A 26,404-nucleotide genomic window follows, 5' to 3' on the forward strand; every position below is an offset into this window, starting at 1 on the left:
CATAAATTTAATAGTTGATTCCTCTACGGTATTTTTCAAGTTGATTCATATTGAATTTAACTGGCAAAAAATGATGCGGAATTCTTTAACAATCAGGTATGGGTGCTGTTGCAATACTTGTCGGTTAAGGGGAAAAGGGGAAGGGGGGGCCCCTGAAGGGGATAAGGGGCAGGGGAAAGGGGAAAGAAAAACCTTTACCCTTTACCCTTTAACCCCTTCGGGGTGACGCTCCTTCGTCGCTAACGCTGACGCTAACGCCAGTCGCTCATGGGGGAAACCCCCAAGACCGCGCTGGCTCACCTTTTCCCAAAACCAAATTCCGAGTTGAAAATGCACAAAGCGATCGGTATTGGGTGCTGTTGGATGAGGAAAGCTTGCTGCTTTTCTTTATCAAAATAGCAATATTGGCGTTAGTCGTCAGAATTCAGTTGGATATTGGAGTTTGACTGGCGGATAGCGGAGCGTAAAGCTTGCGGTATGGCTTCCCTTAGAGCGAGTCCTCAAGCGTCGCGTCTGAATAACTGTGTTTAAGACCCCACCAAATTTTCAATTTAGTGGTGCTTCTAGGTGTTATGTCAGAATTCCCCATTGATAGCGCAGCGTTAGCGAGTCCGCGAGCGTCTTGATTCTGAATTGTGAATTCTGAATTTTGTATTCTTCTTTAACAGTAATACTGTTGTTCTGTGTATCAAAGAAATTGTAAAAAATCATTCAAAAATTTAAGGTTTTTTTTATTACTAATTTTTAATTAGGGTATTTACTTAGAAAACTATTTGTGATATTTTCGTGTTGATTATCATAACTAAAAATGCACCAAGCCAAATTTAGTAAAAATGCTTGGATGTATTAATTTTGTTGTGAATCTTCATTCTCTATAGTTGCAATAATAAACTCTGAATTTCAGCTTGTATAAATTATGTAGCATTAACCAAGCAATAATCTTTTCTCAATTTATTATTAAAACCAGGGAGTAGGAAGTAGGGTATATTCTTTTTTATCTTTGGTTGTGGGATTTTTCAGCGATTGACTGTCTTGGAAATCAGGAGTGGAAGGTGGGTACAGATGTGATTAATTGCTTCTGTAACGTAGCAGGCAAGGAAAGCTTTTCGATCCTTGCTTATGGGTTTTTACTACCATCGGTGTAGTTTGAAGAATTATTACAAACTGTGCTGATTTTGAATAATCTAACAGTAATAACCGTGGATATAAATGTAGGTTTGTAATTAGCAAATTTTGTTACCAGTGGAATTTGAATACCACATTGTCAAGTTAGAAGTGAGGCAGCGCAGTCTTAAATGTTTCTCAAAGCTGTAAATGGCGAACCTGGTGGAGTGAAGAATTATGTTAACTCTTCATCCCTAGCTCATAACTTGATGACTCATTTTTACCTTTTGACTTATTTGACATGACTTATATTAAGAACACTTTTCCGGAATTTCTCACAACCATAGAGGGGTTCGATCGCCTGCCAAATGAAGCGATCGCCAACATATCCCAACAGCTGCAAGCTTGGCGTTATCGGTTGGGTCAAAAAATCATCGGTAAAGAAAGCCTCCCGCAACAAATCACAATCATTTATGAAGGACAGGTGCGGCTGTTGGGATACGAACCCCAGACGCAAATTCCAACCACCTTGAAATTGTTGCAACCGGGGGAAATCATCGGCGAAATTGGTTTATTGCGCGAGATTCCTTGTGAAACAGCCATTGCCTCCACCGAGGTAGTATGTTTATCCTTGAATGCAGCAACATATATTCAGCTTTTAGAGTCATACTCAGCGTTTGCCGAGGCTCGTAAAAACCGCAGTAACTTAGTAGAAGTATTCGATATTCTCGGTGCTTACTGGCAAAAGCAAGCGATCGCCACATTAAACCTTAAAGAACTCACACAAACAGCTTTACTAGATGCGGTAATTCAGTACGTAGATCCAGGGAAAACTCCATTCAGCCAACTAAATAGCGATCGCGTTTGGTTTGTCAGTGGTGGTGGTAGCATCACCAATTTTGCAGCTGGCGATCGGCTAGAACCAGAGGACGATCGACACAAAATACACGTTATCGGTCAAACTCCCGCACGGTTACTTGGTCTCAATCCCTCAACTTTGATATTGCAAGATACTCGTCAGCTAGAACTTGCAGTTAGTGACACCCAACCATCCAGCCAAGAAGAACTAGATATTCCCTACGCATCAGATGAAATAGTTGTATCACAAACCATCAATCAGACCTCAAAAAATGCAGGAAAAGGCATAAAATATCCATTTTTTGGCGGTAAAGGAGAATTAAACACAACCTTTGCCTGCTTCCAAATGCTGGCGAAACACTTAGAAATGCCGTTTCGTCGTGAAGTAATTCGCCGCATTTTAAACGATCAAATCAAACGCCAGGGAAATATTTCCTTTCCAGCTCTTGCTTACCTAGCAGAGTTAATTGGACTCAAGGCGCAACTTGTAGATTTGCCGGTGGCCTCAGTCACCAGAATTCCCACGCCTGCATTAATTCGGTACGCTGATAATTTTGCGGTTTTATATGAAGCCGACGCCAACACAATGGTTGTGGGTGTTCCATCCGAAGGAATTGTCCGCTGCAAACCGGCTCAATTCGTTGAACAATTAGATACCGATCCCAATAACTTCCCGCCACAAGTTAGGGTATTACTGCTGTCCGCTACCAAAGAAACACCACAAGAACGTTTTGGTTTGCGGTGGTTTATCCCTTATTTATCACGCTATCGCCGAGTACTAATAGAAGTATTTATTGCTTCCTTTTTCGTGCAGTTGGCAGCATTGGCGAATCCCTTGGTGGTGCAGTTAATTATCGACAAAGTAATCACTCAAAATAGTATTGGTACTCTACATATTTTGGGGATTTTACTATTAGTAGTCGGGTTATTTGAAGCCGTATTAACTACATTGCGAACCTACTTATTTGTCGATACGACAAATCGCATCGATATGGGTTTAGGGTCGCAAATTATCGACCACTTATTACGTTTACCACTGCGCTATTTTGAAAAGCGACCGGTGGGCGAACTTTCCACTCGGATTAACGAACTAGAAAATATCCGCCAATTTCTTACCGGTACTGCTTTAACAGTCGGCTTAGATGCTTTATTTTCCCTGGTTTATATTGGTGTGATGCTGATTTATAGTTGGCAACTCACCTTGGTAGGTTTAAGCACAATTCCTGTATTTGTGATTATTACCTTAATCGCATCTCCAACTATTAGCAGACAACTACGTTCTAAAGCCGAGCGCAACTCCGAAACTCAATCTTATTTAGTGGAGGTGATGTCAGGAATTCAAACAGTAAAAGCGCAGAATATTGAATTGCGATCGCGCTTTTCCTGGCAAGAACGTTATGCTCGTTATGTCGCCGCTGGTTTTAAAACAGTAGTTACTTCTACTCTGGCTAATTCTACAAGTAACTTTCTCAACAAACTCAGCAGCTTACTAGTTTTATGGGTAGGAGCTTATTTAGTACTGCAACAACAATTAACTTTAGGTGAATTAATCGCCTTCAGAATTATATCTGGTTACGTTACTAGCCCAATATTGCGCCTAGCTCAACTTTGGCAAAGCTTCCAAGAAACTGCCTTATCCATAGAACGTTTAAGCGATATTGTTGATACACCAGAAGAAGCAGAAACAGACCGTTACAATATACCCTTACCAGCGATCGCTGGAGCAGTCAAATACGAGAATGTTTCTTTCCGATTTGCAACCAGCGGCCCTCTACAACTTTCTAACGTCAATGTCGAATTTGAACCCGGAAAATTTGTTGGAATTGTCGGACAAAGTGGTTCTGGTAAAAGTACCATGATGAAATTATTGCTGAGACTTTATGAAACCGAGTCCGGCAGAATTTTGATTGATGGTTACGATATTGCCAAAGTAGAACTTTATTCACTGCGGCGACAAATTGGTGTAGTTCCCCAAGAAACATTGTTATTTGATGGCACTGTTCAAGAAAATATTGCCCTGACAAATCTCGACGCCACAACCGAAGAAATTATTCAAGCGGCTCAGGTAGCTTGCGCCCACGAATTTATCATGAACTTGCCCAACGGTTACAACACACGGGTGGGAGAACGAGGTTCTGCACTTTCAGGGGGACAACGACAAAGAATTGCCATCGCTCGTTCTGTTTTACAACGACCAAAATTACTAGTTTTAGACGAAGCAACTAGCGCCTTAGACTATCCCACAGAACGGCAAATCTGTCTCAACTTAGCTAGAGCATTCAAAGGTAATACCGTATTTTTTATTACCCACCGCCTGAACACCGTTAGTAATGCAGACACTATCGTTGTTATGGATAACAGCAGGGTTATAGAAAAAGGTAGTCATCAAGAATTAATGGCTGCTAAAGGTCATTATTACTACCTGTATCATCAACAAGAAGTCAACTTATGAGTATGAGGGAGAATTCAGGAGTCAGAATTCAGTAGTCAACAATAACCGACTGTAGGGTGGACACTGTTTATCGATGCTAGTATCCACTCTACAAAATTTTTTTTCAATCCCAAATTCAAAATCCAAAATCCAAAATTACTATGACTCAACTTAATGGCAACCACACCAACGGTAATTATAAAAACGGAGCAAAACAAGATTCACCTGTTGTCACCAAACAACAGAAAGTTGCTTCAGAATCCTTAATTAAGTCAACTCCCCAAGAGTTTGAACAGTCCGTTATTTTGCGCCAATCTCCACTGTGGTCGCGTACAATTATGGTCACTTTAATGGCCTTAGCTTGTTTTGGAATTGCTTGGGCTTATTTTGCCAAAATCGAGCAAGTAGTACCAGCAACAGGGCAACTAAAACCCGAAGGAACAGTCAAAGATGTTCAGGCTCCTGTGAGTGGAGTGGTCAAAGCACTTTATGTCAAAGATGGACAAGAAGTTAAGGAAGGAGATTTGTTATTAACTTTTGATTCCATTGCCTCTGTTGCGGAATTAAATTCTTTGAATAAAATTCGTGTAGCGTTAACTAAAGAAAATCAAATTTACCGGCGATTATTGGGAGCAAGTACCGCCACCACATCAGAATTATTATTTTTGCGTAGTAACTTGCCGTCAGAAACTACTTTTTTATTAAAAAGTCGGGCTGCCCTAGTAGCAGAAAATGATTTATTGCGGACTCAATTAAGAAACTCCGGTCAAAATTATGCACTGGGAATTGACGAACAACAACGCCTACAAGCTGCCAAACAGGAATTAGATTCTCGTTCGGGGGCGGCGCGGTTAGAAGTGGAAAAAATCAGAAAACAACTGACTCAAACTCAAGTTAAATTAGAAGATAGTAAATCAAGTTTAGCTATTCAACAAAGAATTTTAGATAAACTAAAAATATTATCAGAAGAAGGTGGAATTTCTCAGCTTCAGTATCTCAACCAACAACAAGAAGTCCAAAACCGCACAGCTGAAGTAGCACAATTAGGCGAAGAAATCAAACGTCTCCAGTTCGACATTGAAAAAGGGCAGGAAGAGGTAAGCAATACAGTAGCTATCACTGACAAAAACGTTTTGGATAAAATAGCTGACAATAAAAAACGTATTGCGGAAATCGATAGCCAATTCATGAAAGTTGTGCTAGATAACGAGCAACGTTTAGCAGATATAAATAGTAAAATTTCCCAATCAGAGTTAAACGTCAAATATCAAGAACTCCGCGCACCAGTATCCGGAACAGTCTTTGATTTGCAAGCCAAAAACCCAGGATTTGTAGCCAATCCCACTACAAAACTGATGCAAATTGTACCCAATGAAAAATATATAGGTGAAGTTTTCATTACTAATAAAGACATCGGTTTTGTGCGAAAAAATATGAAAGTAGATGTCAGGATTGACTCTTTTCCTTACAGTGAATTTGGTGACATTAAAGGTGAAGTGGCCGGGATAGGTTCGGATGCTTTACCACCAGATCAAACGCATCAATTTTATCGATTCCCGGCAAAAATTCATCTGGATAGACAATCTTTAGTGATTAAAGGTAAAACCGTTTCTTTACAGTCAGGGATGTCTATCAGTGCTAATATCAAAGTCCGAGAAGAACGAACTGTATTGAGTCTGTTCACTGAGTTATTCACCAAGCAAGTTGATACTCTTAAAGAGGTGCGTTGATTTGTAGCTAAATTGGTGATTTGGGGCGAACGGCTGCATTGAGGATTTGGGGGGAACGGCTGAATTGATGATTTGGGGGGAACAGCCGTTCGCCCCTACTAATTATTTTGCTTGAAACATTAAATATGTGCCTCCCAAACCTTCGACAATTGTGCGTGTATTAGCAATCATCATTTTTTGATAAGTATCTGCTTCGCCTCCAGGTTCTCCGAGTCCCTCAGAATATAGCTGTCTTTTAGAAGTTTTCACGTCAGCTTCTGTGGCTACAGATTGAATTAAATTAGGGTTAATTGCTACTTCAGGAAAAATAGTTGGTACTTTAGCCTGTTTAATATTTTTAGCCAAATTATTTACTCGTAGAGTTGTCAGTTTTTCTTGACTGCTAATACCCTCCATTCCCCCTGCTAATGAAATACCGTATGCTTTGGCATAATAACCAAATGCATCAGAGGTGGTAACTAGCCTGCGTTGTTTGGTGGGAATACTAGCGATTCTTGATGCAATCCACTGATCTAATTGAGTGAGTTCATTGGTAATTTTTTGGGTGTTGTTTGTATAAAGTTCGGCATCACTAGATGTTAGTTTCTTCAAGTTACTATTGATGACTTCCACCATTGCGATCGCATTTTTAGTATTATGCCAAATATGCGGATCGTTCACCCTTTTACCACCTTGGATAAATTTTTGTGGGTTAGACACAGCAGCTTGAGCAACGGCTATTTTTGGTGCAGAATTTTTAGTGCTTTTAATTAATTTGATGACATTTGGCTCAAAATTATAACCAGTATAAAGAATCAAATTAGCTTGCTCAATAGCTTTACGATCTTCCGGTTTCGGTTTATAAATTTTGGCATTGGCGTTAGGGGAAATTAAACAAGTCAGATTAACTGTATTTTCTGCAACTTGTCTAGTTAAGTCACAAAGTAAACTTGTGGTTGCTACCACTCGCGGAAGATTTTCATTCACCTCAACACTAGTCTGAGTAAATGTAGTTCTTACAGCTTGATTCCCACACCCAACAAATCCAACTGTCAAGACAACAAGAATAGCTCGTAATAAATTATTTTTTGGTGATTTTTTTGACATCCTTATCTCCTACTGGATGCATAAAAAAGATAATCATTATTATTGAAGAATTCAACAAACAAGGTTTTTGCAAACAAAATGTAGCTTTACGCGACGGGCTGTAAAACTGCTAACGGTAAAAGCACCAAGATACGAGGCGATGCTGGGGTGTCTCTTTGGTAGAAAATATATTGCAGTCTTTAACCATCTGCATCAAGCAACTATACCATTGTGCTGATGTGCCGTCAAAATCGCAAATTGATTGTGGAAAGGAACATGGTGATGGCGTGGCGTATCCCTTATACGGGTTGCAGGGAGCAAAGCAATTCCTGAATCTAAGGCAATTGTAGCTGTGCTTTGATGAGGAGTGGATATGTATTTGTTACAAAATTGCAAAATAGAGGATTTTTCACCATTAATCAATTATTGTTGCTTCCGGAAAAAAAGCTATATTTAGGAAAAGCTAGCGATCGCCAACTCAGCAAACTCCAAAAAATGAATTATTTCACTTCAAGTCGTGGATTGTTGACTGTTAATTGTTGATTGTTAACTGTGAACCCTCAACAGTTAAACACCCCCGAATTTCCTATATTCCACTCCCCGCTTACCATATATCTATATAACTTCAAAAATCAAAGCCCATTACTTGTAAAATAACTCCTCAAAGCTGACACTAGTCAAAATAAACGATGGTCATTTTAGTTGTCACAATTAACACTTTCATTTCGTTGATATTACTCTATGTTGCTTTGCAGGTGTGGCAACTCAAGCAGCAACTAGCATCTGTAGCAGATACCTTAACTGCCTATGAAATTTGTACCCATACAACACTGCATGAAGCACCGGAAAATATTTATTTAAATCAGCAATATATTTATAACTTACGGCAGAGAAACCAAATACTAAAGATACAAATTCTACAAGTACAGCAAATTATCAGTCTGATTGTGTTAGGGCGACAAATCTGGCAGCGTTATTTTCGTAGACCACACTTAATATCTACAAAAACAAGGAACTTACAATTAAAAAAATAACCAATCACGAGTTTTCTGTTTCCTTTAGAAAAAGTCCACTTCTCAACTTGGACGAAGTTTAAATTCTGACTTGTGAATTATTAGAATAAAAGCAACATTTGTGGCTGATATTTTGTCAGGATAGTCACTAACACACTGTAACCAAGTCCTACGGGGCGGGTATCGGGTGTCGTGGAGTGGGTGTGGGGAAAGGGGAAAGGTTTGAAATCCCTTACCCTTTCCCCAGCCCTCACAAAATCAAGATGTAGCTGCATCTACACAGTGTTACATATAGATAAAATTGTTTAAGTCTTGCAAGGGAGGAAAACCCACCTAAAATGGGTCTAAGGAGAGAAACAACACAATGTCTAATAATCGTTCTGGAATATTTGTTGGCGGTTTGATGCTAGGGGCTACCATCGGTGCTTTAGCCGGTTTACTAGTTGCTCCACGCACAGGGCGCGAAACGCGTAAAATTTTGCAAAAATCTGCCAATGCCATCCCAGAATTGGCAGAAGACATATCCACAAGCGTGCAAATCCAGGCGGATCGTCTTTCTGCCAGCGCATTGCGAAACTGGGATGAAACTTTAGATAGATTAAAAGAAGCGATCGCCGCAGGCGTAGATGCAAGTCAGCGAGAAAGCCAAGTCTTAAAGCGACAAACATCACCAGAAGACTCAGACTCAATTCCCCAGAAATTAGAAAGCTTATAAATGATCTAACCGTGATTGACCCCCTGTTTTGGTTGGGATTTTCCTTACTCTTAGTCGCCACAAGCTTAACTGCCGTTTTAGTGGCGGCCATACCGGCTTTGCAGGAGTTAGCACGCGCAGCCCGGAGTGCAGAAAAGTTATTTGACACACTCTCGCGAGAATTACCGCCTACCCTAGACGCTATCCGCGTCACAGGTTTAGAAATTACTGACTTAACTGATGATGTCAGTCAAGGCGTAAAAAGTGCCAGTCAAGTTGTCAAACAAGTTGACCAAAGCCTTGATACTGCCAGAAAACAAGCTCAAAACCTGCAAGTAGGTACACGCAGCATCTTAGTTGGCGTCAAAGCCGCTTGGAGAAACTTCACGCGCCAAAAACCAACAAGACGAATTAGCGATCGCCTCGTCAGCAATGAAAAACCAACACTCACGTTGCGAGAACGAGAATTGTTGAGACAAGAAAATCACCGCATCAAGCCAGAAGTCTACCGCGCCAATGACAGCTACAACGACACTGCTAACTGGGAAACAGATTTTGATGATGAAGAGTGAATTATAAATTGGGCATGGGGTATAGGGCATTGGGGATTGGGTATTGGGGTGTTGACTGTTGACTGTTGAGTGTTCAGTGAGAAGTTATTATTCGTCTTTCCCTCATCCCCATGCCCCATGCCCGATGCCCCATGCCCCATGCCCCATACCCAATCCCCCAAAAACGTTTTGCTTTGATCCCTAAGATTAGAGTAAAGTAAACAAGTGTAAAGAAGTATGATTTTTCAGTACTCTTTTAAAACAACTTGTTCACTTTTACCTTTGATATTTCTATAAAAACGTTCATGCAGTCTTGTTTTTGGCGACGAATCCTGGTATCCATTGCAGTGTTTTTTCTGGCTGGGTCAATTTGGGTAATGCATTCTCCTCCAGCAATGGCTTATGACAATCCTGACTTGCTTCCAAAGACCTTTACCCCAGTTGTAGACTTAGCTAAATCTCTTCCCGAACTGCAAGAAGAAAAACTTGTCAAAGATTTAGAGCAGTTTGAAGCTGATACGGGCTGGAAATTACGAGTGTTGACTCAGTATGACCGCACTCCTGGTCGGGCAGTGATTAATTATTGGGGCTTAGATGATAAAAGTATTTTGCTAGTTGCTGATTCTCGCGGTGGCAACATCCTCAGCTTTAGTGTCGGTGACGCTGTTTATGAACTTTTACCCCGGACTTTCTGGATAGAACTGCAAACCAGGTTCGGCAATTTGTACTTTGTACGCGAACAAGGCGAAGACCAAGCCATTTTGCAAGCTTTAGAATCTGTTAAAGGCTGTTTACTCAAAGGTGGTTGCAATGTTGTCCCCGGACTGCCGCGAGAACAGTGGATTCTCACCTTGATTACTTCAGTAATTGGTGGGATAATCTGCGGGTTTGCAGCTCAACCCCGCGAACAAGGTCAAGTTTTTGCTTGGCAATGGGCTTTAATTTTCTCTCCTTTATGGGGAATCTTGTTTATTGCCTTTGGCATCGGCCCAGTAGTGACACGTACAAGCGACTGGTTACCCCTAGTTCGTAATATTTCTGGGTTTCTCATTGGCGCTTTAGTTGCTTATCTATCTCCTGTGTTCAGTCGGCCTTCTTCCACCAATGAGTGAGGAGGTAGGAGTGAGGAGGTAGGAGTGAGGAGGTAGGAGTTAGGAGTTAGGAGTGGTGAGGTAGGAGTGATGAGTGCTAACTCCTAAATTCTCAATTACAAATCACATCTGAATATGAATTAGAAACATCTCTTATTTCATAAGGGTTTCTAGATTCACCTAAAATCATTGTTTTGGGATTACTTATGAAATCACAAGGGTTTCAAGACTTAATTCACATTAAAGGTAACTCCAAACTCCAAACTCCAAACTTCTAACTTTTAACTCCCAACTCCTAACTCCCAACTCCTAACTCCTAACTCCTAACTCCTAACTCCTAACTCCTAACTCCTAACTTCTAACTCCCAACTCCTAACTTCTAACTTTTAACTCCTAACTCTCTGAAACTGATAAGCTGAAAGCTAAATATTTGAGAAGCTCAACAACAATGGAATGGCACGTAACTGATGCTCAAAGTTTAGCAATCATCGATAGTGAAATTGGCGATCATGTATTTTCACCAGCAGAGTATGAAATTGTGCGTCGGGTAATCTACGCCACGGCTGACTTTGAGTATAAGTCTTTGATTCGCTTTTCTGAGCGTGCCTTGCAAGCTGGAGCGGCAGCCTTAGCTGCCCGTACCACGATTGTGGTAGATGTACCAATGGTACAAGTAGGTATTGCTTACGATATCCAAAATACCTTTGCCAATCCAGTGTATTGCAGTATGGAAGCTTTGACACGCCCCCAAAAAGAAAAAACACGGGCTGCTTGGGGAATAGAAACTCTGGCCAAGCGTTATCCAGAGGGTATTTTTGTGGTAGGTCAAGCCCAAACCGCATTAACAGCATTAGTGGATTTAATCGAAGCTGAGGAAATTAGACCGGCTTTAATAATCGCGACTCCGGCGGGATTTGTAAATGTTGATGCCAAGGCGCGTTTACAAGAATCTCTGGTTCCCCACATCACCATAGAAAATCGCAAAGGTAATGCAGTTATAGCTGCTGCCATCGTTGACGGATTAGTAGATTTGGCTTGGCAAGCCTATGGGCAAGATAAGAATCGAGGCAGCTAAGGAAGTCGGCTCTGTGCTATTCTGTATCCAAAAGAGTATTCATAATTAGTGAATATCCTGATATTTTTATTGAATACTACCGAGTAAGGAGCTTAATACTGTGGTAACTGAGGGTTTAACTTTAAGTGCTTATATTGCAATCCCCGTAGTTTTAAGTCTTTTACTGGAGGGAGACAACATAAAAGTATCTGTAATTAAAAATGTTAGCCAACAGTCTATCGAACAACAAGCGATCGCTCCCAATCCCCAGCTAATTAGCACTAAAACAACTGGAAAAACATACTACGTTAGTGGCAAGGGAAACGACAAAAATAACGGACTTTCCACTTCATCGCCTTTTAAGACTATTCAAAAGGCAGCAAATCTCACCAAGCCCGGAGACACCGTACTCATCATGAACGGAGTCTACACAAATGCAAATCCCAAAGGAGATGTACTAACCATTACTCGCTCTGGAACTGCGAATGCATGGATTAAATTTAAAGCATATCCTGGACATTCCCCAAAACTTAAACTCAATGGATGGCATGGAGTTTTGATTAACAATGGAGCTTCATATATTGAAGTTAACGGGCTTGAAGTCATAGGAAATAATGCCAATGTTACTCTTGAATATGCCATGAGCCAGAAGAGTAATAGAGGGAATCCGCTTACAAATGGAAACTGTATTAGTGTAGATGGACGAAAAGGAAGCTATCCCCACCACATACGTATTGTTAACAACAAAACACATAGCTGTGGTGGTTCAGGCATTGGAGTCATTGAAGCGGATTATGTGACTATAGATAATAACGTCGTGTTCGATAATGCCTGGTACGGCGTTTATGCTAGCAGTGGCATTTCATTGCTACGTAACAGAGACTTTGATGATTATCAGGGATATAAGATATTCGTCACCAATAACAAAGTCTACAATAATCGGCAATATATTCCCTGGATTAAGACCGGAACTATCACCGACGGAAATGGCATCATTCTCGATAGTTTCACTAAGGAAAAAAACTCAACATACCCTCCATATAAAGGACGTACTTTAGTAAAAAATAATCTGACATTTAATAACGGTGGTTCAGGAATTCATGCATTTTATAGTGACAATATTGATATCATCAACAACACAGCTTTTTTAAATAATCAGACTCCAGAACTTAAACTAGGACAAATATTTACTCAGATGTCATCTGATGTGAAAATTTTAAATAATATTCTCTATGCTTTTCCTGGCAAACAAGTTAACAGCAACAGTAAAGGTAAAAACGTTACTTTTGATTACAACATATACCTGAATACTTCATCTGCAAATGTCAAAGGGCCTAACGATATTGTTGCAGATGCAAATTTTATCAAGGCACATTCCACTTTGAAAAAAATAGCTGGTGATTGGAACTCACAATTATCTAAGCAAAATCGCTCTGCACCAACTTCTATCAAACTTGATTCGGCAAGTGTTGTTTGCGAACCAGTGACTTATACTCTCAAAGATAAAGTCATCAAGGTGGGATGTTCGCGTTAGTAAATAAGCTGTTAACCAAAGAAAATTGCACATTAATTAGGGCGTGCTGAAAAAATTCTTTTTTGGGGATAGGGAACAATTTCACCCCTATTGTTTCCCATCTTTTGGACGCCAATAAATTGAAAATGCAAGGCTTTTAAGTCTTATATCCCTATTCTCTTGCACTTTTTTCTCCCAAAATAGCCACGAATGTCCTTAGAAACACAAATTACTAATGACTAATGACACAAAAAACAGCCGCTTTTTTGTGGAGGCGGCTGTTTTCAAATAACGGACTATAGAGTATTAGTAATCAAAGTCGCCACCAGCACCAGCACCAGCAGCAGGAGCGCCATCCTTGGGTTCAGGCTTGTCAACTACAATACATTCGGTTGTCAACACCATACCAGCGATGGAAGCAGCGTTTTGCAGAGCAGAACGAGTTACTTTTGCAGGGTCAACAATACCAGCGCTTAACAAATCTACAAATTCGTTAGTTGCAGCATTGTAGCCAACACTGAATTCCTTCTCTTTAACGCGCTCAGCAATGACAGCACCATTTTGACCAGCGTTTTCCGCAATTCTCTTCAGAGGTGCAGGTAAAGCGCGAGCTACAATTAACGCACCAATCAACTCTTCACCTGTGAGGTTGCCGTTAGCCCAGGTTTCCAAATCTGGAGCTAGGTGAGCGAGGGTTGTACCGCCACCAGGAACGATACCTTCTTCCACAGCAGCTTTGGTAGCGTTGATAGCGTCTTCTAGGCGCAGTTTCTTGTCTTTCATTTCGGTTTCGGTGGCTGCACCCACTTTTACCACGGCGACACCACCGGAAAGTTTAGCAAGACGCTCTTGGAGTTTTTCTTTGTCGTAGGAAGATTCGGTTTCTTCGATTTGACGACGAATTTGTTCGATACGAGCTTGAACTCCAACTTCGTTACCTTCGGCAACAATTGTGGTGTTGTCCTTGGTGATGGTGATGCGGCGAGCTTTACCCAGGCTATCTAACTTGGTGTTATCTAGCTTCAAACCAGCATCTTCGGTGATTAATTGACCGCCAGTTAACACGGCGATATCTTCTAGCATAGCTTTGCGGCGATCGCCAAAGCCAGGAGCTTTCACAGCAGCAACATTCAGTACACCGCGCAAACGGTTAACTACTAAGGTTGCCAAGGCTTCTTTTTCGATATCTTCGGCAATAATTACCAAAGGACGACCAGCACGAGCTACTTGCTCTAACACTGGTACGAGGTCTTGTACGAGAGCGATTTTTTTATCGGTGAGCAGGAGGAAAGGCTCATCGAAAACCGCTTCCATCCGTTCTGGGTCAGTGGCAAAATAAGGAGAGATGTAGCCTTTATCAAAGCGCATCCCTTCAGTAATTTCCAACTCAGTGGTCATAGATTTCCCTTCTTCTAGGGAAATTACGCCTTCCTTGCCCACCTTATCCATAGCTTGGGCAATCATTTGACCGACTTCTTCGTCGTTACCGGCTGAGATTGCACCAACTTGGGCAATGGCTTTGGAATCTTCTACGGGACGGGCATGTTCAGCAATTTTATCTACGAGGAAGGCGGTAGCTTTATCAATACCACGCTTCAACAAAATCGCATTAGCACCAGCAGCCACGTTCCGCAAGCCTTCTTTGACAATCGCATGAGCTAAAACGGTGGCAGTGGTGGTGCCATCGCCCGCAGCATCATTGGTCTTAGAAGCAGCTTGACGAATCAGAGCTACACCAGTGTTTTCAATGTGGTCTTCTAATTCGATTTCCTTGGCGATGGTTACACCGTCATTAACGATTTGCGGTGCGCCAAATTTCTTTTCTAGGACTACATTCCGACCTTTGGGGCCAAGGGTAACAGCTACAGCCTCAGCCAGAATGTCAATGCCTCGCTCCAGGGCGCGACGGGCGTTTTCGTTGTAGATAATGCGCTTTGCCATAGGTGTCTAAATTCAAGGAGTAAGTCAATTTTTTTTCAATTGGGCATTGGGCATTGGGCATTGGGCATCGGGAAAACTCTTTCCTATTCGCCATTCCCCTAACCCTACTCCCTTGTTAGATAACGACTGCTAAAATATCCTTTTCAGAAAGCAGTACATATTCTTCAGTACCAAGTTTGATGTCAGTACCAGCGTACTTAGAGTACAGAACCTTATCACCGACTTTAATTTCCAATTCTTGACGGCTACCGTCGTCATTACGCTTGCCAGGGCCAAGGGCGACTACTTCACCTACTTGGGGCTTTTCCTTAGCGGTATCGGGCAAATAAAGACCACCTGCGGTCTTTTCCTCAGAGGCGCTCACTTTTACGAAAACGCGATCGCCTAAAGGTTTTACTGTAGAAACGGTTAGAGATATTGCTGCCATATCGTTATTCTCCAGAGTTAGCACTCTCAACTCCTGAGTGCTAATCTACCCAAAAGCAGCCTACAATGGCAAGAATTTCTTAAGTACGGGTTCCCGAACTAGGATCTCTTGGGTGTACTTAAGTACAAATGCTTAATTATTTTTATTCTTCGGGTTCTGTTCCGGAGGCTGTGAATATTTTTATAGGGACTAGGGTATAGGACATGGGGCATGGGGCATAGGGCATAGGACATAGGAGATGAGGAGAATAACTATTAACTCCTAACTCCTAACTCTTAACTCTTAACTCCCAATCCCCAATGCTCCATTCCCCATCTCAGTAAACTTTATTTGCAAAGCTTGGAAATTGTTATAGAACTGTAATCAGGGAGCCGCTCTATGAGTAACAATAAGGTGATCCAGAAAAGCCATCAAATCCCCAAAACCACCAAGCCTCTTGAACATAAAGTCCTGAGTAATTGTGTAGAAAGTTTAGGAATGGGAAAAATTCAGCAACATACTTTTATTCGTGCTGAGCAACCACACCCTAACTACTGCTCAAAACCAGCTAGTCTGGAATCTTGGGAGTACTTAAAAAGCGACTCAAAGAGCAAAAACTTTAAAAGTCGCAAGCAAGTTATCCCATTTGTGTCCTTAGAACTCAAGCCAATTGCTTGCAGGTTTCTGGTTCTGGACTCATAATGGTGGTCTACCCTGATGGGGTCTGGTATCGCCAAGCAAACTCGGAAGTTATTGAGCGGATCGTTCAAGAACACTTAATCGGCATAATGGCGGTTGAAGAATATGCATTTTTAACCCATCTTTTGCCAGAAACTTCCCTGGTTTATTGCGAATGTCTCATGAAGGCTTAACAACCGAAGGATATGTTATGGCAGTAAGCTTTTAGAAAGTGCGGGTTGGTTTTGAGGTAGGGTCATCTTTAAGCCAATACTTAACTAGTGAGTCAGAAGGATTATTATTTTATCAGTGTTTTTTACCCCGCCCCTTTCAAAGCGATATATAATAGCGCATTATAGATACTACTGCTATACGTATCCTTGCTGGACTTTTGCTATCGAGCTAGTAGTCTCTTGAAAGTGCTCGGCATTTTTGAGACTTGAGACAGCAAAGGCAAGTTAAGTAGGCAAAAGGACAACATCTCACATAACCCACCATAGAGGATAAATATTCAAGACCTTGATTGACCGAAGCGCGACAAGTGCCACTGCTATGAAAGAGCCCAGCATGAAAGATCACAAACGACTTCTATTGATTGATGATGACCCTAACCTCATCTTGCTGGTGAAGGATTACTTAGAATTCCGAGGATATGAAGTCATCACCGCTGAAAATGGACGTGAAGCTCTGGAAATTTTAGAGCAAGATGTTCCAGATATGATCATCTGCGATGTGATGATGCCGGAAATGGACGGATATACTTTTGTGGAACAGGTACGGCAAAACGAACGCACCAGCTGGATTCCAGTTCTTTTCCTTTCAGCAAAAGGACAAAGTGCAGACCGAGTTAAAGGTCTGAACAAAGGTGCTGATGTTTATATGGTCAAGCCTTTTGAACCAGAAGAACTCGTAGCCCAAGTTGAGTCCTCCCTAAAACAAACTATCCGTTGGAAAGAACACCAAGCAAAAGGAGGCGAAAACGGTTCCCGCATCCAAGTCCCCTTTGATGTCCAATTAACCCCGACCGAACTCAAAGTAGTCCAGTTTGTAGCTAGGGGTTTAGCTAACCGAGAAATTGCTGAAGAACTTAACGTTAGTCAGCGTACAGTTGAAAGCCATGTGTCCAATATGTTGGGCAAAACCAATCTCCACAACCGCACTGAATTAGCGCGGTGGGCGATTGAAAATCAAATGGCGTAGACAATTTTAGATTTTGCGAAAAGTTAGAGCGCCGACTTCCGGCGATCTAAACTTTTCAAGACGGATTTTGGATTGATAATCTAAAATCAAACTTGGAAATTTCTGAGTGCTGATTTTCGCCGTTCAGAACTTTCCGCAAAATTCAAAATCTTAAATTTTTACAAAAATTACAGCCAGACCCCACTAGTAAGACCCTGAAATTATGACAAAATTTCAGGGTCTTAATTTTAAGTAGAGTAGACTTATACCAAATTAGCATAGGAAGTATTGTTTAAAGGTTTTGGAACAGCTTAGGCACAAAGGCTTTTAATCCAAAATCCCAAACTCGTACTGAGCCTGTCGAAGTATCTAAAATCCTAAATTGGTAATGCAATTGGAATTTCAATTGCAAATTCTGTTCCATAACCAAGTTCTGATTTTAGTTTTATATTTCCTTGATGTTTTTCAATAATTTGATAGCTAATTGCTAAACCTAGTCCTGTTCCTTTATTGACAGGTTTAGTTGTGAAAAAAGGATCGAATATTTTACTTTGGATTTCGGTATCAATTCCAGAACCGTTATCTTGAATTTTGATGATGACTGTTGCAAATTCCGTGGCTTCAGTGGTTATCAGAATTTGCTTTTGTTTATGTTCATCTAGCTCTAGTAAAGCATCAATGCTATTACTCATAATATTCATCAAGACTTGATTCAGTTGTGCTGGATAACATTGAACTAGTGGCAGATTTCCATAATTTTTAATGATTTCGATTTTTTGTTTCAGTCGATGGCTTAAAAGTAATAAAGTACTTTCAATTCCCTCATGAAGGTTAACAGCTTTTTTATCTGACTGGTCGAGTCGAGAAAAATTTCTTAATGAAAGTACAATTTCACGAATTCTATCGGTGCCTACCCTCATAGATGAGAGAATTTTAGGTAAATCTTCGATAATAAAATCAAGATTAAAATCACCAAACTCATCTTGCAATATAGAATGTAATTCTGGATTTTTTTGCTGATAAATTTCAATTAAATTTAACAGACAGTTAATATGATTATTCAAGTGGTTAAAATTACCATGAATAAAATTCACAGGATTATTGATTTCATGAGCTAAGCCTGCAACCATACGACCCAAACTAGACATTTTTTCTGTCTGAATCAATTGAACTTGCGTAGTTTGTAATTCCCGCAAGGTATGTTCTAATTGTTGTGCTTGAAGTTGGGCAGTAGCGGTTGCTGTGGTTAATGCTTTGAGGTTATTGTATGCTTTGGAATGATAACGAATGCGAGCAATTAACTCTATTGGATCGGGTAACTTGATTAAGTAGTCATTTGCGCCTTCAGCAAAAGCTTCTGCTTTGAGCTTTGCTTCTTCTTTACTGGATAACATGACGATGGGTACATCACGAGTTACTGGATGAGAGCGAAACCAACGCAGCAGCATTAATCCATCCATATCCGGCATCACCATATCTAAGAAAATTACCGTTGGTGCAATGGCGATCGCATCTTGAATAGCATGAGTTGGATTACTTGTGTAGTGAAGAAAAATATCTGTTTCTGTCCCAATCATCCGCCGAAAAGCTTCACTGATAATTACCTGATCGTCAATTAGCAAAAGCCTGACTGTGGATGTTTTCAAATCCGGAATAAATGGCACACCTTGTGGAGTTTGTCGTTCGCTCGGCTTCCACGATAATGTTGGTGTCTTTGGAGATCTGTGTAAAAGTGCTGTTTCTTGCAGATTCATTTAGCACCTTAAATTGGTGTTTGTTTTAATTGCTACTAACTAAACAATAAATTTGATTAGTTCCAGTGTCACAATTATATATCGATGTCTCTGTAGTGGCAGTAAAATAAAATACTTTTTAAACGTATATTCACAAATACTCTCGAAATATAGTGTTTTATTATACTAGTAATATGAGATTTTACGTTTTGTAAATATTAGTATCTTTTTTAACTATTTATTAAGTATTTGTATGTATAGCAACAGCCAAGGTGGTTAGCACATTGACAGACAAGAAAACTCAGATATCAAAAGACTTTTGACCCAGTCACCAGTCCCTTGCTATAAATTAGTTCATTAGACTTCTTGCAAAAGTGGGGAAAAGGGTAATGGGTAAAGGGGAAAGGGCAAATAAAAACCCTTTTCCCTTTAACATGAGTCCCTTTCCCCCTATGAGCAAAAGTTACTTTTGCACTCTTACTCCATGAGCTGTGCTCACAAGGAACAATAAAAATCAATATTCTCATGCCCAATGCCCAATGCCCAATGCCCAATGCCCTATTTTCAAGGCAGGTCTATTGATCTTAATATGTGGACTTTTAGCAAAATCTAGGCTTCTCCAATCAGATCGATGGCGGCCTTTAACAAAGTGTCATCATGAAAGCTACTTTTGGTGAGGTAGTAGTCTGCACCTGCTTCTAACCCTTGCAATCGGTCTTCTTCTCGGTCTTTATAAGAAATGATAATCACGGGTGTTTGCTTCAACTTAGGATGAGTTTTGATTTGGCTGGTAAGTTCAAAGCCGTTCATCCGGGGCATATCAATATCTGTGACCACTAAGTCGTAATTGCCGCTACGGACTACATTCCAGCCATCCATACCATTGACTGCTACTTCAACTTTGTAACCATTATTTTCCAAAAGTTTGCGTTCCATTTCCCGTACTGTAATGGAATCATCTACTACTAAGACGCGTTTGTAGGTTTTGTTAACTACCTGATAAGCAGACTGATTTACTTGAGAAAGTTGGCCGTTGGAAAATACCTTAGCAATAGAACGTACTAAATCTTCAACATCCACAATCAATACTGGCGAGCCATCATCCATTAGAGCAGCGGCGCTAATGTTGGGGACTTTACCAAGGCGGGGATCTAAGGGTCGGACAACCAAACTATGCTCGCCCAAAAACCGATCTACAACTAATCCATAACGATTGAGGCGATCGCCAATCACAATCACTGATAGAGATTCTATATTCACCGCAGGTGATGGTAACTCTAAAACTTGACTTGCTAAAATCAACTCCACAGGTTGATTATTCATCAGAAAAAATGGGCGGTTTTCTGACACAGCAATGTTAGGCCTAGACAAGATTGCCACCTGTTCAATGCGCGTTAACCCAAAGGCGTAGGGTTCCCCAGCAATTTCCACCAGCAGAGTGCGAATTACAGATAGCGTCAACGGTAACTGTAAGTGAAAGGTCATGCCTTTTCCTGGAGCAGACACAGCCCGCAGCGTCCCGCCGACTTCTCGCACAGTGCTATGAGCAATATCTAGCCCTACGCCACGACCGGAAATTTCGGTTACAGTGTCGGTTGTGGAAAAACCAGGCAAAAATAGGAACTCCATCAATTCAGCTTCGGTTAGTTGAGCTGCCATTTCTGGGTTTGTCAGTTGTTTGCTGATGACTGCTTGACGCAAAAACTCGATATCGATTCCCCGTCCATCATCTGAAACAGTGATAAACAACATACCAGCGCGATGGGCTACTTCAATACAAATTAATCCTTCTTCTGGCTTTCCCAGCGCTAAACGCTCTTGGGGCGATTCGATGCCATGATCGATGGCATTCCGCAAAATTTGAGTTAACGGAGCTTCCAGACGTTCTAAAATATCCCGGTCTACCAAAGTAGACTTACCCACAATTTCCAACTTCACTTGTTTGCCCAACTGCCTTGCCAAGTCCCGCACCATACGCGGAAATCCCTGTCCGCCATCAGCAAAGGAACACATCCGAGTGGCAATCACTTCTTGATAAAGGCGTTGGGCAAGGTTAGCAGCCCGTTGGGAAAATAATTCTATTTCGTTTTGGCGATCGCTCGTTAACTGACTACATTCGTTGGCTTTTTGACGAATTGCTGTGAAATTTTCCTTAATTTCTCGATCTAAAATTTGGTTGCCTAATAAGTCCTGTAACTTTTCTAGCATGTTAGACAACTCTAGTTGACTTGCTTTGAGTTTGAGTAAAGAACTGGCAAATGGCTCTAACCAGTTAGCTTCAACCAACGATTCTCCTGCTAATCCCATCAAACGGTTGAGATTGTCGGTATTCATTCGCACCGCTCGGTTTTGGATGATGTGCGGTGCTTCTTTTGATGTCAAAACTTGTACAGGAGCAGATATTGTCTCATGATTTGCTGGGGTTTCTGGGATTGCTTGTGAAGTGAAAATATTGGCAATGGCACTAACCACTGTTGTGATATTTATATCTGCTAATTGCTGCAAATCGGGATTGGCCATATGCAACAGCATATCCACCCCTTGCAGCAACACATCAACGCCATCGGCTGTTAAAGTCACTTTTTGTGCTTGAGCCGCCGCAAAACAATCTTCCATCACATGGGCTAAGTTAACCGCCGGTTCGATTTGGACAATGCGGGCTGCACCCTTGATGCAGTGGGCTGCCCGCATTAAGGCTGCCAGTTCTGGTTTGACATCGGATTTAGTCTCCAGCGCCAATAAACAATCATTCATGACTGCAACTTGGGCTTTGACTTCCATATTGAACAAATCAAGCAAAGAAAGATTGCTGACATCGGATTCATCTAACATCAATGCACCTTCCTCGCCAAGGTAGAGAATAACAGTTCATCATCCAAGTAGCTAACACTGAGCGATCGCTCTTGAGATGCAGGTTGCCAATGAAATAATCCTTTTGTATAGGTTTGGGTTGCTAAACTCATACTTTTAGGCGCATCTTGCAATTTATCCCCATCAAATCGGTGTACACCATAAAGTTCATCCACAGCAAAAACCCAAGGATTACCAGCTTTTTCCACAACTACCATACGCGAATACACCACTGGACTGAGTGCTGGTACTACTGTGTCAGCTACTTCGAGATTCAGTAAGTGGCTGAAAGAGACACACAAAAGTAACTCCCCCCGGATATTCACCAATCCCCGAAACATTTGATTGCTGCGGTGGGGAACGGTATGAATGACACTGGGAAGAGTCATTTCTTTAAAAACTTGGGCTGAAAGTGCCAGCCATTCCCGTTGTAGGCGAAAAATCACAACTGTCATTTGAGTTGTGTGGGAAGATTGTTCGCTAACTCTCGATTCTGCAAATAACTGAGTCCATTCCTGGCGATAATTTTCGGCAATGGAGCGTTCTAATAAGTGGCGACCTGCGGTAGAGTATATAGGACAATTGCGGCAGTGGGTGTGTGTAGCTAGCTGGGGACAGGAGCCATCGCCCCCTGTGCCGATAGAATTCCAACAACGTTCAATATTTAATTCCATAGCCATCTGGTTCATAGGAGCTGCTCAAGAGAATTGGTGAATTAGAGGTATGGCGTCTTCTGTTTTCACCTGAAAGCGGGCAATCTCTCGACGCAATCCCTGTGCTACCTGGTTAAGTTGGACAATGGCGTGATTAATTTCCCGCAAGGAATCGGTACTTTGTACGGAGGTGTTGCTCAATTGCACCATCGCATCACTAATTTGTTGCGCTCCCACAGATTGGGTTTCCATACCCTGGTTAACAAACTCAAATCGCGGATTTAGGTCTTGCACTTGTTGAATAATTTGCCCGACTTGTCTGCTAATAATGGCAACATCTTTTATAGTCAGCTCTACTTCTGTGGCGAATTTGTCCATTTCCATCACACCTGTGGACACTGAGGATTGCATCTGCTTAACCATCTGCTCGATGTCGAGAGTTGCAACAGCGGTTTGATCTGCTAATCGGCGAATTTCTCTAGCAACTACAGCAAAGCCCAAGCCATACTCTCCGGCTTTTTCGGCTTCAATTGCCGCATTTAATGACAGCAAATTTGTTTGGTCTGCCACTTTAGTAATTGTGACGACAATATTATTAATGTTGTTTGCCTTTTCGCTAATCACTCCCAATCGAGCAGCGATGTCATTAGTGGCTTCTGACAACTGCCGCATGGTGGTTTCCATTCGCAATAAATCTTTTTGGCTATCATTGGCTGCTGTTGTCGTGATATGTGAAATATTGGCAACTTGTTCCATTGCACTTACTAGTTCCCTGGAGGTAGCAGAAATTTCTTTGGTGGCGGCTGTCACTTCATTAGTAGATGCTACTTGCTCGATGAGGGTAGCTTCTAATTGTTTACCCGAAGCCGCTATTTGAGTAGCTGAGGTAGTCACTTGGATGCCCGAATGCTGTACCTGACGAATTAGAGTGTTAAGATTCTTCGTCATGGTTTGGAAAGCAGTTAAGAGTGTATTCATTTCATCTTTGCTGTTGGAGTTAGCTGCAATTTGAGTTGTTAAGTTACCCAAAGAAATTTGCTCTGCAACTCTAATAACATCAAAAATCTGAGATGCAATTTGTCGAGCAATGACAAACCCAATAACAATGGCCGTTATGGGGCCAATGGCAATTCCTATAGAAATCCAGAAAATGCTGCGAGCCACATTTTGCTCGACTTCTTTTTGTGTATCTGAGACGTAAGATTCATGGAGCTTCAAAAGTTTGTCTGCTTGGTCGGTAGTTATTTTAAATAATGGTTCTTCAGTATTTTTTACTTCATAGACAAGCTGATTGCGTAAATTAAATGCAGTTTGTACAGTAGGATAATTAGCCGCATCTTGTTGTTGGTTGATTAATTCTAGCTGTTTTTTCCAAGGATTTTTAATTCCGATTTGATTTAACTGTTGCTCAATATCTAATAATTTTTCATGGGATTTTTTCCAAGCTTCTAATTGCTCTTTCAAGAGTTCATAGTCTTTTGTTTCTTCTTCGCTAAATGGCGTTGCTTCGTACTGTTGGATGCCATCATTAATCTGTTTCCAACCGCTCTCAATTTGAGTGATGACACTCTCTCTTTCACTACCCGTAATTTCAGGATTCAATAATAATCTTTCTGCCGATTGAATTTGTGTTTGACCTTCTTTAATCTTCCATACCCCCGACAAGCTGGGTATATTATTCATGGTTAGGGCGTTAATTGACTGATTTAACTCGTTAGTAACGAACCATCCCAGCAAGGCCATTGTGAATACAAGCAATCCTATGAATAAAAATGAACCGATCAACCGTGTTTGTAAACTTATATTCTTGAACATTGGATATGGTACTATTCCTCTGCTACCGTAAAACACCTTCAATTATTAAAATTCCCAAATCCCAAACAAGATGAACAGTCTGTATTTCCCAGACAGAAATAAATTATTAAGTAAGCAACTAAGTAGAACATGGTAAATAATTAAAGGTTTGTTGTGAGAACTTTAGTTCTCAAAAAAGGACTAAAGTCCTTACTACGAAATGAATTTTATGATTTTTACATTACTTAATATGCTTTGTTTTTTTCAAGTTGTTCTACTTATAAGAATCCGGTTTGATTCGGATAACTATTCCTAGAGACTCTTAACAGCTAAAAAGGAATAAAAGTGTACGTAGCTTCACAAAAATCAAATATCAGTTTTATATAAATTTGGAATATTATACTTTTACCTGGAAGCGAGAAATTTCTTGACGCAATCCTTGGGCGACTTGATTGAGTTGAGCGATCGCACTATTGATCTCTCGCAAAGAATCAGCTGTTTGCAATGAAGTGCTGCTCAACTGCACCATTGCATCGCTAATTTGTTGCGCTCCTTGGGACTGTGTTTCTGTACCTTGATTTACTGCTTCAAAACGGGGTGCTAAATATTGTACTTGCTCGATAATTTGTCCCACCTGAGTACTGATATTGGCAACATCTTCTACACTCCGCCCCACTTCCGCAGCAAACTTGTCCATTTCCATTACGCCAGTAGATACGGAAGATTGCATTTGTTTAACCATTTGTTCAATATCTAAGGTAGCAACGGCAGTTTGATCCGCTAGTCGGCGAATTTCTCTAGCCACTACAGCAAAACCCAAACCGTATTCTCCAGCTTTTTCTGCTTCAATTGCAGCATTTAAAGACAGCAAATTTGTTTGGTCTGCCACTTTAGTAATTGTGACAACGATATTGTTAATGTTGTTAGCTTTTTCACTAATTACCCCAAGCCTAGCAGCTATGGAATTGGTGGCTTCTGCTAATTGGCGCATGGTAGTTTCCATTCGCAATAAATCTTTTTGGCTATCACTAGCGGCTGTGGTAGTGGCTTGTGACATTCCTGCGACTTCTTCCATCGTTTTCACCAATTCTTTGGAAGTCGCAAAAATTTCCTTGGCGGCGGCTGTAACTTCGTTGGTAGAAGCTAATTGTTCGGTAATTGTCGCTTCCAATTGCTTACCTGATGCTGCTATTTGAGTTGCTGAAGAAGTCACTTGTATGCCAGACTGCTGTACTTGACGGATAAGTTTATTTAAGCTCTGGATCATATTTTGGAAAGCTTTGAGAAGTTGTCCAACCTCATCTTTAGTATTAGTAGCACCTTCAACAACTGTTTGTGTCAAATCACCAACAGAAATCTTGTCTGCCACTTCCACAGCTTTAGCAATTTTTTTACTTAAAACTTTGGCAATGAAAAAAGTAGCGGCAAACGCAATTAATAATGATATTATTGATGCAATTAAAGTTAATGAACTGAGAAAAAACGAAGCAGATTTAGTTGATGTTATACTTTGTTCTAAAAATTGATTTTCATTAAGCTCAAATTCATTACCTATTCGTTCAAATTCCTCAATATTGAGTCTAGAATCTTGGAAAAATGTTACTATAACGGTATTGTTTTTATCTATTGCAGCTATTGGATTATTAAGAAAAATATCTTTCAATCTATTGTAAGTAAGATAAATTTGGTACATATTTTTTAATCTTTCTTTTTGTTTGAGATTCTCTATAGTCTTCTCTACTAACTCGAATGAATCTTGAAAGTCACGCCGATCTTTTTCGTATAAATCTAAAGCATCTTTATTGCTTTGAGGGTCAACGACATATCTGCGAATTCTGCGATCCATATTGATCAGATTAATATACATCCGACTTTTGCCAGCTAGAGCAGTTTGCGAAATACCTACTTGTCTAAATGTTTGTGATATTTGATTGGAAGTTGTATAGACCATGACACTAAAACCAATCATTAAAACTGTTGGGATGGAAAAACCAAGTAAAGTCAAGTCTTTGATTTTCCAATGGCTAAGCATTTTATCTTCCCTCAATTTTTAGTTGGATTTATTA

The 26,404-nt window shown here is 40.7% G+C and carries 18 protein-coding genes; 10 read left to right on the forward strand and 8 right to left on the reverse strand.

Annotated elements, in window-relative coordinates; genetic code table 11:
* Window positions 1-1,405: 1,405 nt before the first annotated feature.
* Both VF06_RS08955 and VF06_RS08960 read left to right on the forward strand, forming a co-directional pair.
* Entirely contained in the window at window positions 1,406-4,414 is a 3,009-nt protein-coding gene (locus tag VF06_RS08955; protein ID WP_099070685.1) for a peptidase domain-containing ABC transporter, read from the forward strand.
* A gap of 140 nt (window positions 4,415-4,554) precedes the next feature.
* Entirely contained in the window at window positions 4,555-6,123 is a 1,569-nt protein-coding gene (locus tag VF06_RS08960; RefSeq protein ID WP_099070684.1) for a beta-barrel domain-containing protein, read from the forward strand.
* A gap of 102 nt (window positions 6,124-6,225) precedes the next feature.
* On the opposite strand, the gene VF06_RS08965 is transcribed toward VF06_RS08960, so the two are convergent.
* On the reverse strand, window positions 6,226-7,209 hold the full coding sequence (locus VF06_RS08965) for a metal ABC transporter solute-binding protein, Zn/Mn family (RefSeq protein ID WP_099070683.1): 984 nt from the start codon (window positions 7,207-7,209) through the stop codon (window positions 6,226-6,228).
* 668 nt (window positions 7,210-7,877) lie between these two features.
* Here VF06_RS08965 and VF06_RS08975 point away from each other — a divergent pair.
* From VF06_RS08975 to VF06_RS09000, 6 genes are all read left to right on the forward strand, one after another.
* The gene (locus VF06_RS08975) at window positions 7,878-8,222 is read left to right on the forward strand and encodes a hypothetical protein (protein ID WP_099070681.1); all 345 of its coding nucleotides are present in this window, start codon (window positions 7,878-7,880) and stop codon (window positions 8,220-8,222) included.
* Between the two features lie 343 nt (window positions 8,223-8,565).
* Window positions 8,566-8,916, forward strand: a complete 351-nt coding sequence (locus tag VF06_RS08980) for a YtxH domain-containing protein (RefSeq protein WP_099070680.1) — start codon at window positions 8,566-8,568, stop codon at window positions 8,914-8,916.
* A gap of 11 nt (window positions 8,917-8,927) precedes the next feature.
* On the forward strand, window positions 8,928-9,467 hold the full coding sequence (locus VF06_RS08985) for a hypothetical protein (protein WP_099070679.1): 540 nt from the start codon (window positions 8,928-8,930) through the stop codon (window positions 9,465-9,467).
* A 284-nt stretch (window positions 9,468-9,751) separates the two neighbouring features.
* Entirely contained in the window at window positions 9,752-10,558 is an 807-nt protein-coding gene (locus VF06_RS08990; protein ID WP_099070678.1) for a TPM domain-containing protein, read from the forward strand.
* Window positions 10,559-10,985: 427 nt separating this feature from the next.
* Entirely contained in the window at window positions 10,986-11,612 is a 627-nt protein-coding gene (locus VF06_RS08995; RefSeq protein WP_099070677.1) for a precorrin-8X methylmutase, read from the forward strand.
* Window positions 11,613-11,712: 100 nt separating this feature from the next.
* On the forward strand, window positions 11,713-13,125 hold the full coding sequence (locus VF06_RS09000; RefSeq protein WP_099070676.1) for a right-handed parallel beta-helix repeat-containing protein: 1,413 nt from the start codon (window positions 11,713-11,715) through the stop codon (window positions 13,123-13,125).
* Window positions 13,126-13,410: 285 nt separating this feature from the next.
* Here VF06_RS09000 and groL read toward each other — a convergent pair whose 3' ends face one another.
* A complete protein-coding gene (gene groL / locus VF06_RS09005) occupies window positions 13,411-15,045 on the reverse strand; it encodes a chaperonin GroEL (RefSeq protein ID WP_099070675.1) in 1,635 nt (544 codons plus the stop codon).
* Window positions 15,046-15,160: 115 nt separating this feature from the next.
* Window positions 15,161-15,472 carry a co-chaperone GroES gene (groES, locus tag VF06_RS09010; RefSeq protein ID WP_073640427.1) on the reverse strand — a complete coding sequence of 104 codons (312 nt, stop codon included), beginning with the start codon at window positions 15,470-15,472 and terminating at the stop codon, window positions 15,161-15,163.
* Between the two features lie 680 nt (window positions 15,473-16,152).
* On the opposite strand from groES, the gene VF06_RS41975 reads away from it, so the two are divergent.
* Window positions 16,153-16,323, forward strand: a complete 171-nt coding sequence (locus VF06_RS41975) for a hypothetical protein (RefSeq protein ID WP_218963825.1) — start codon at window positions 16,153-16,155, stop codon at window positions 16,321-16,323.
* A 328-nt stretch (window positions 16,324-16,651) separates the two neighbouring features.
* On the forward strand, window positions 16,652-17,329 hold the full coding sequence (locus tag VF06_RS09020; protein WP_012407592.1) for a response regulator transcription factor: 678 nt from the start codon (window positions 16,652-16,654) through the stop codon (window positions 17,327-17,329).
* 356 nt (window positions 17,330-17,685) lie between these two features.
* Here VF06_RS09020 and VF06_RS09025 read toward each other — a convergent pair whose 3' ends face one another.
* The 5 genes from VF06_RS09025 to VF06_RS09045 form a co-directional block, all read right to left on the reverse strand.
* Complete coding sequence (locus VF06_RS09025; protein ID WP_099070674.1) at window positions 17,686-19,062, reverse strand: ATP-binding protein; 1,377 nt, start codon at window positions 19,060-19,062, stop codon at window positions 17,686-17,688.
* A 588-nt stretch (window positions 19,063-19,650) separates the two neighbouring features.
* Window positions 19,651-21,873, reverse strand: a complete 2,223-nt coding sequence (locus VF06_RS09030) for a hybrid sensor histidine kinase/response regulator (protein ID WP_099070673.1) — start codon at window positions 21,871-21,873, stop codon at window positions 19,651-19,653.
* A complete protein-coding gene (locus VF06_RS09035) occupies window positions 21,873-22,580 on the reverse strand; it encodes a chemotaxis protein CheW (protein ID WP_099070672.1) in 708 nt (235 codons plus the stop codon). Before VF06_RS09035 ends, VF06_RS09030 begins: the two co-directional genes overlap by 1 nt.
* A gap of 9 nt (window positions 22,581-22,589) precedes the next feature.
* Complete coding sequence (locus VF06_RS09040; protein ID WP_099070671.1) at window positions 22,590-24,359, reverse strand: HAMP domain-containing methyl-accepting chemotaxis protein; 1,770 nt, start codon at window positions 24,357-24,359, stop codon at window positions 22,590-22,592.
* A gap of 376 nt (window positions 24,360-24,735) precedes the next feature.
* On the reverse strand, window positions 24,736-26,370 hold the full coding sequence (locus VF06_RS09045) for a methyl-accepting chemotaxis protein (RefSeq protein ID WP_099070670.1): 1,635 nt from the start codon (window positions 26,368-26,370) through the stop codon (window positions 24,736-24,738).
* Between the last annotated feature and the right edge of the window lie 34 nt (window positions 26,371-26,404).

Source organism: Nostoc linckia z4 (assembly GCF_002608075.1).
GTDB lineage: Bacteria > Cyanobacteriota > Cyanobacteriia > Cyanobacteriales > Nostocaceae > Nostoc > Nostoc linckia.

Excerpts from the sequence above, each read along its gene's own strand:
- groL (WP_099070675.1), bottom strand. The coding sequence starts at position 15,045 with ATGGCAAAGCGCATTATCTACAACGAAAACGCCCGTCGCGCCCTGGAG.
- groES (WP_073640427.1), bottom strand. The coding sequence starts at position 15,472 with ATGGCAGCAATATCTCTAACCGTTTCTACAGTAAAACCTTTAGGCGAT.
- VF06_RS41975 (WP_218963825.1), top strand. The coding sequence starts at position 16,153 with ATGGTGGTCTACCCTGATGGGGTCTGGTATCGCCAAGCAAACTCGGAA.
- VF06_RS08960 (WP_099070684.1), top strand. The coding sequence starts at position 4,555 with ATGACTCAACTTAATGGCAACCACACCAACGGTAATTATAAAAACGGA.
- VF06_RS08980 (WP_099070680.1), top strand. The coding sequence starts at position 8,566 with ATGTCTAATAATCGTTCTGGAATATTTGTTGGCGGTTTGATGCTAGGG.
- VF06_RS08995 (WP_099070677.1), top strand. The coding sequence starts at position 10,986 with ATGGAATGGCACGTAACTGATGCTCAAAGTTTAGCAATCATCGATAGT.
- VF06_RS09030 (WP_099070673.1), bottom strand. The coding sequence starts at position 21,873 with ATGTTAGATGAATCCGATGTCAGCAATCTTTCTTTGCTTGATTTGTTC.
- VF06_RS09025 (WP_099070674.1), bottom strand. The coding sequence starts at position 19,062 with ATGAATCTGCAAGAAACAGCACTTTTACACAGATCTCCAAAGACACCA.
- VF06_RS08990 (WP_099070678.1), top strand. The coding sequence starts at position 9,752 with ATGCAGTCTTGTTTTTGGCGACGAATCCTGGTATCCATTGCAGTGTTT.
- VF06_RS09040 (WP_099070671.1), bottom strand. The coding sequence starts at position 24,359 with ATGTTCAAGAATATAAGTTTACAAACACGGTTGATCGGTTCATTTTTA.
- VF06_RS08965 (WP_099070683.1), bottom strand. The coding sequence starts at position 7,209 with ATGTCAAAAAAATCACCAAAAAATAATTTATTACGAGCTATTCTTGTT.
- VF06_RS08955 (WP_099070685.1), top strand. The coding sequence starts at position 1,406 with ATGACTTATATTAAGAACACTTTTCCGGAATTTCTCACAACCATAGAG.
- VF06_RS09035 (WP_099070672.1), bottom strand. The coding sequence starts at position 22,580 with ATGAACCAGATGGCTATGGAATTAAATATTGAACGTTGTTGGAATTCT.
- VF06_RS08975 (WP_099070681.1), top strand. The coding sequence starts at position 7,878 with ATGGTCATTTTAGTTGTCACAATTAACACTTTCATTTCGTTGATATTA.
- VF06_RS09045 (WP_099070670.1), bottom strand. The coding sequence starts at position 26,370 with ATGCTTAGCCATTGGAAAATCAAAGACTTGACTTTACTTGGTTTTTCC.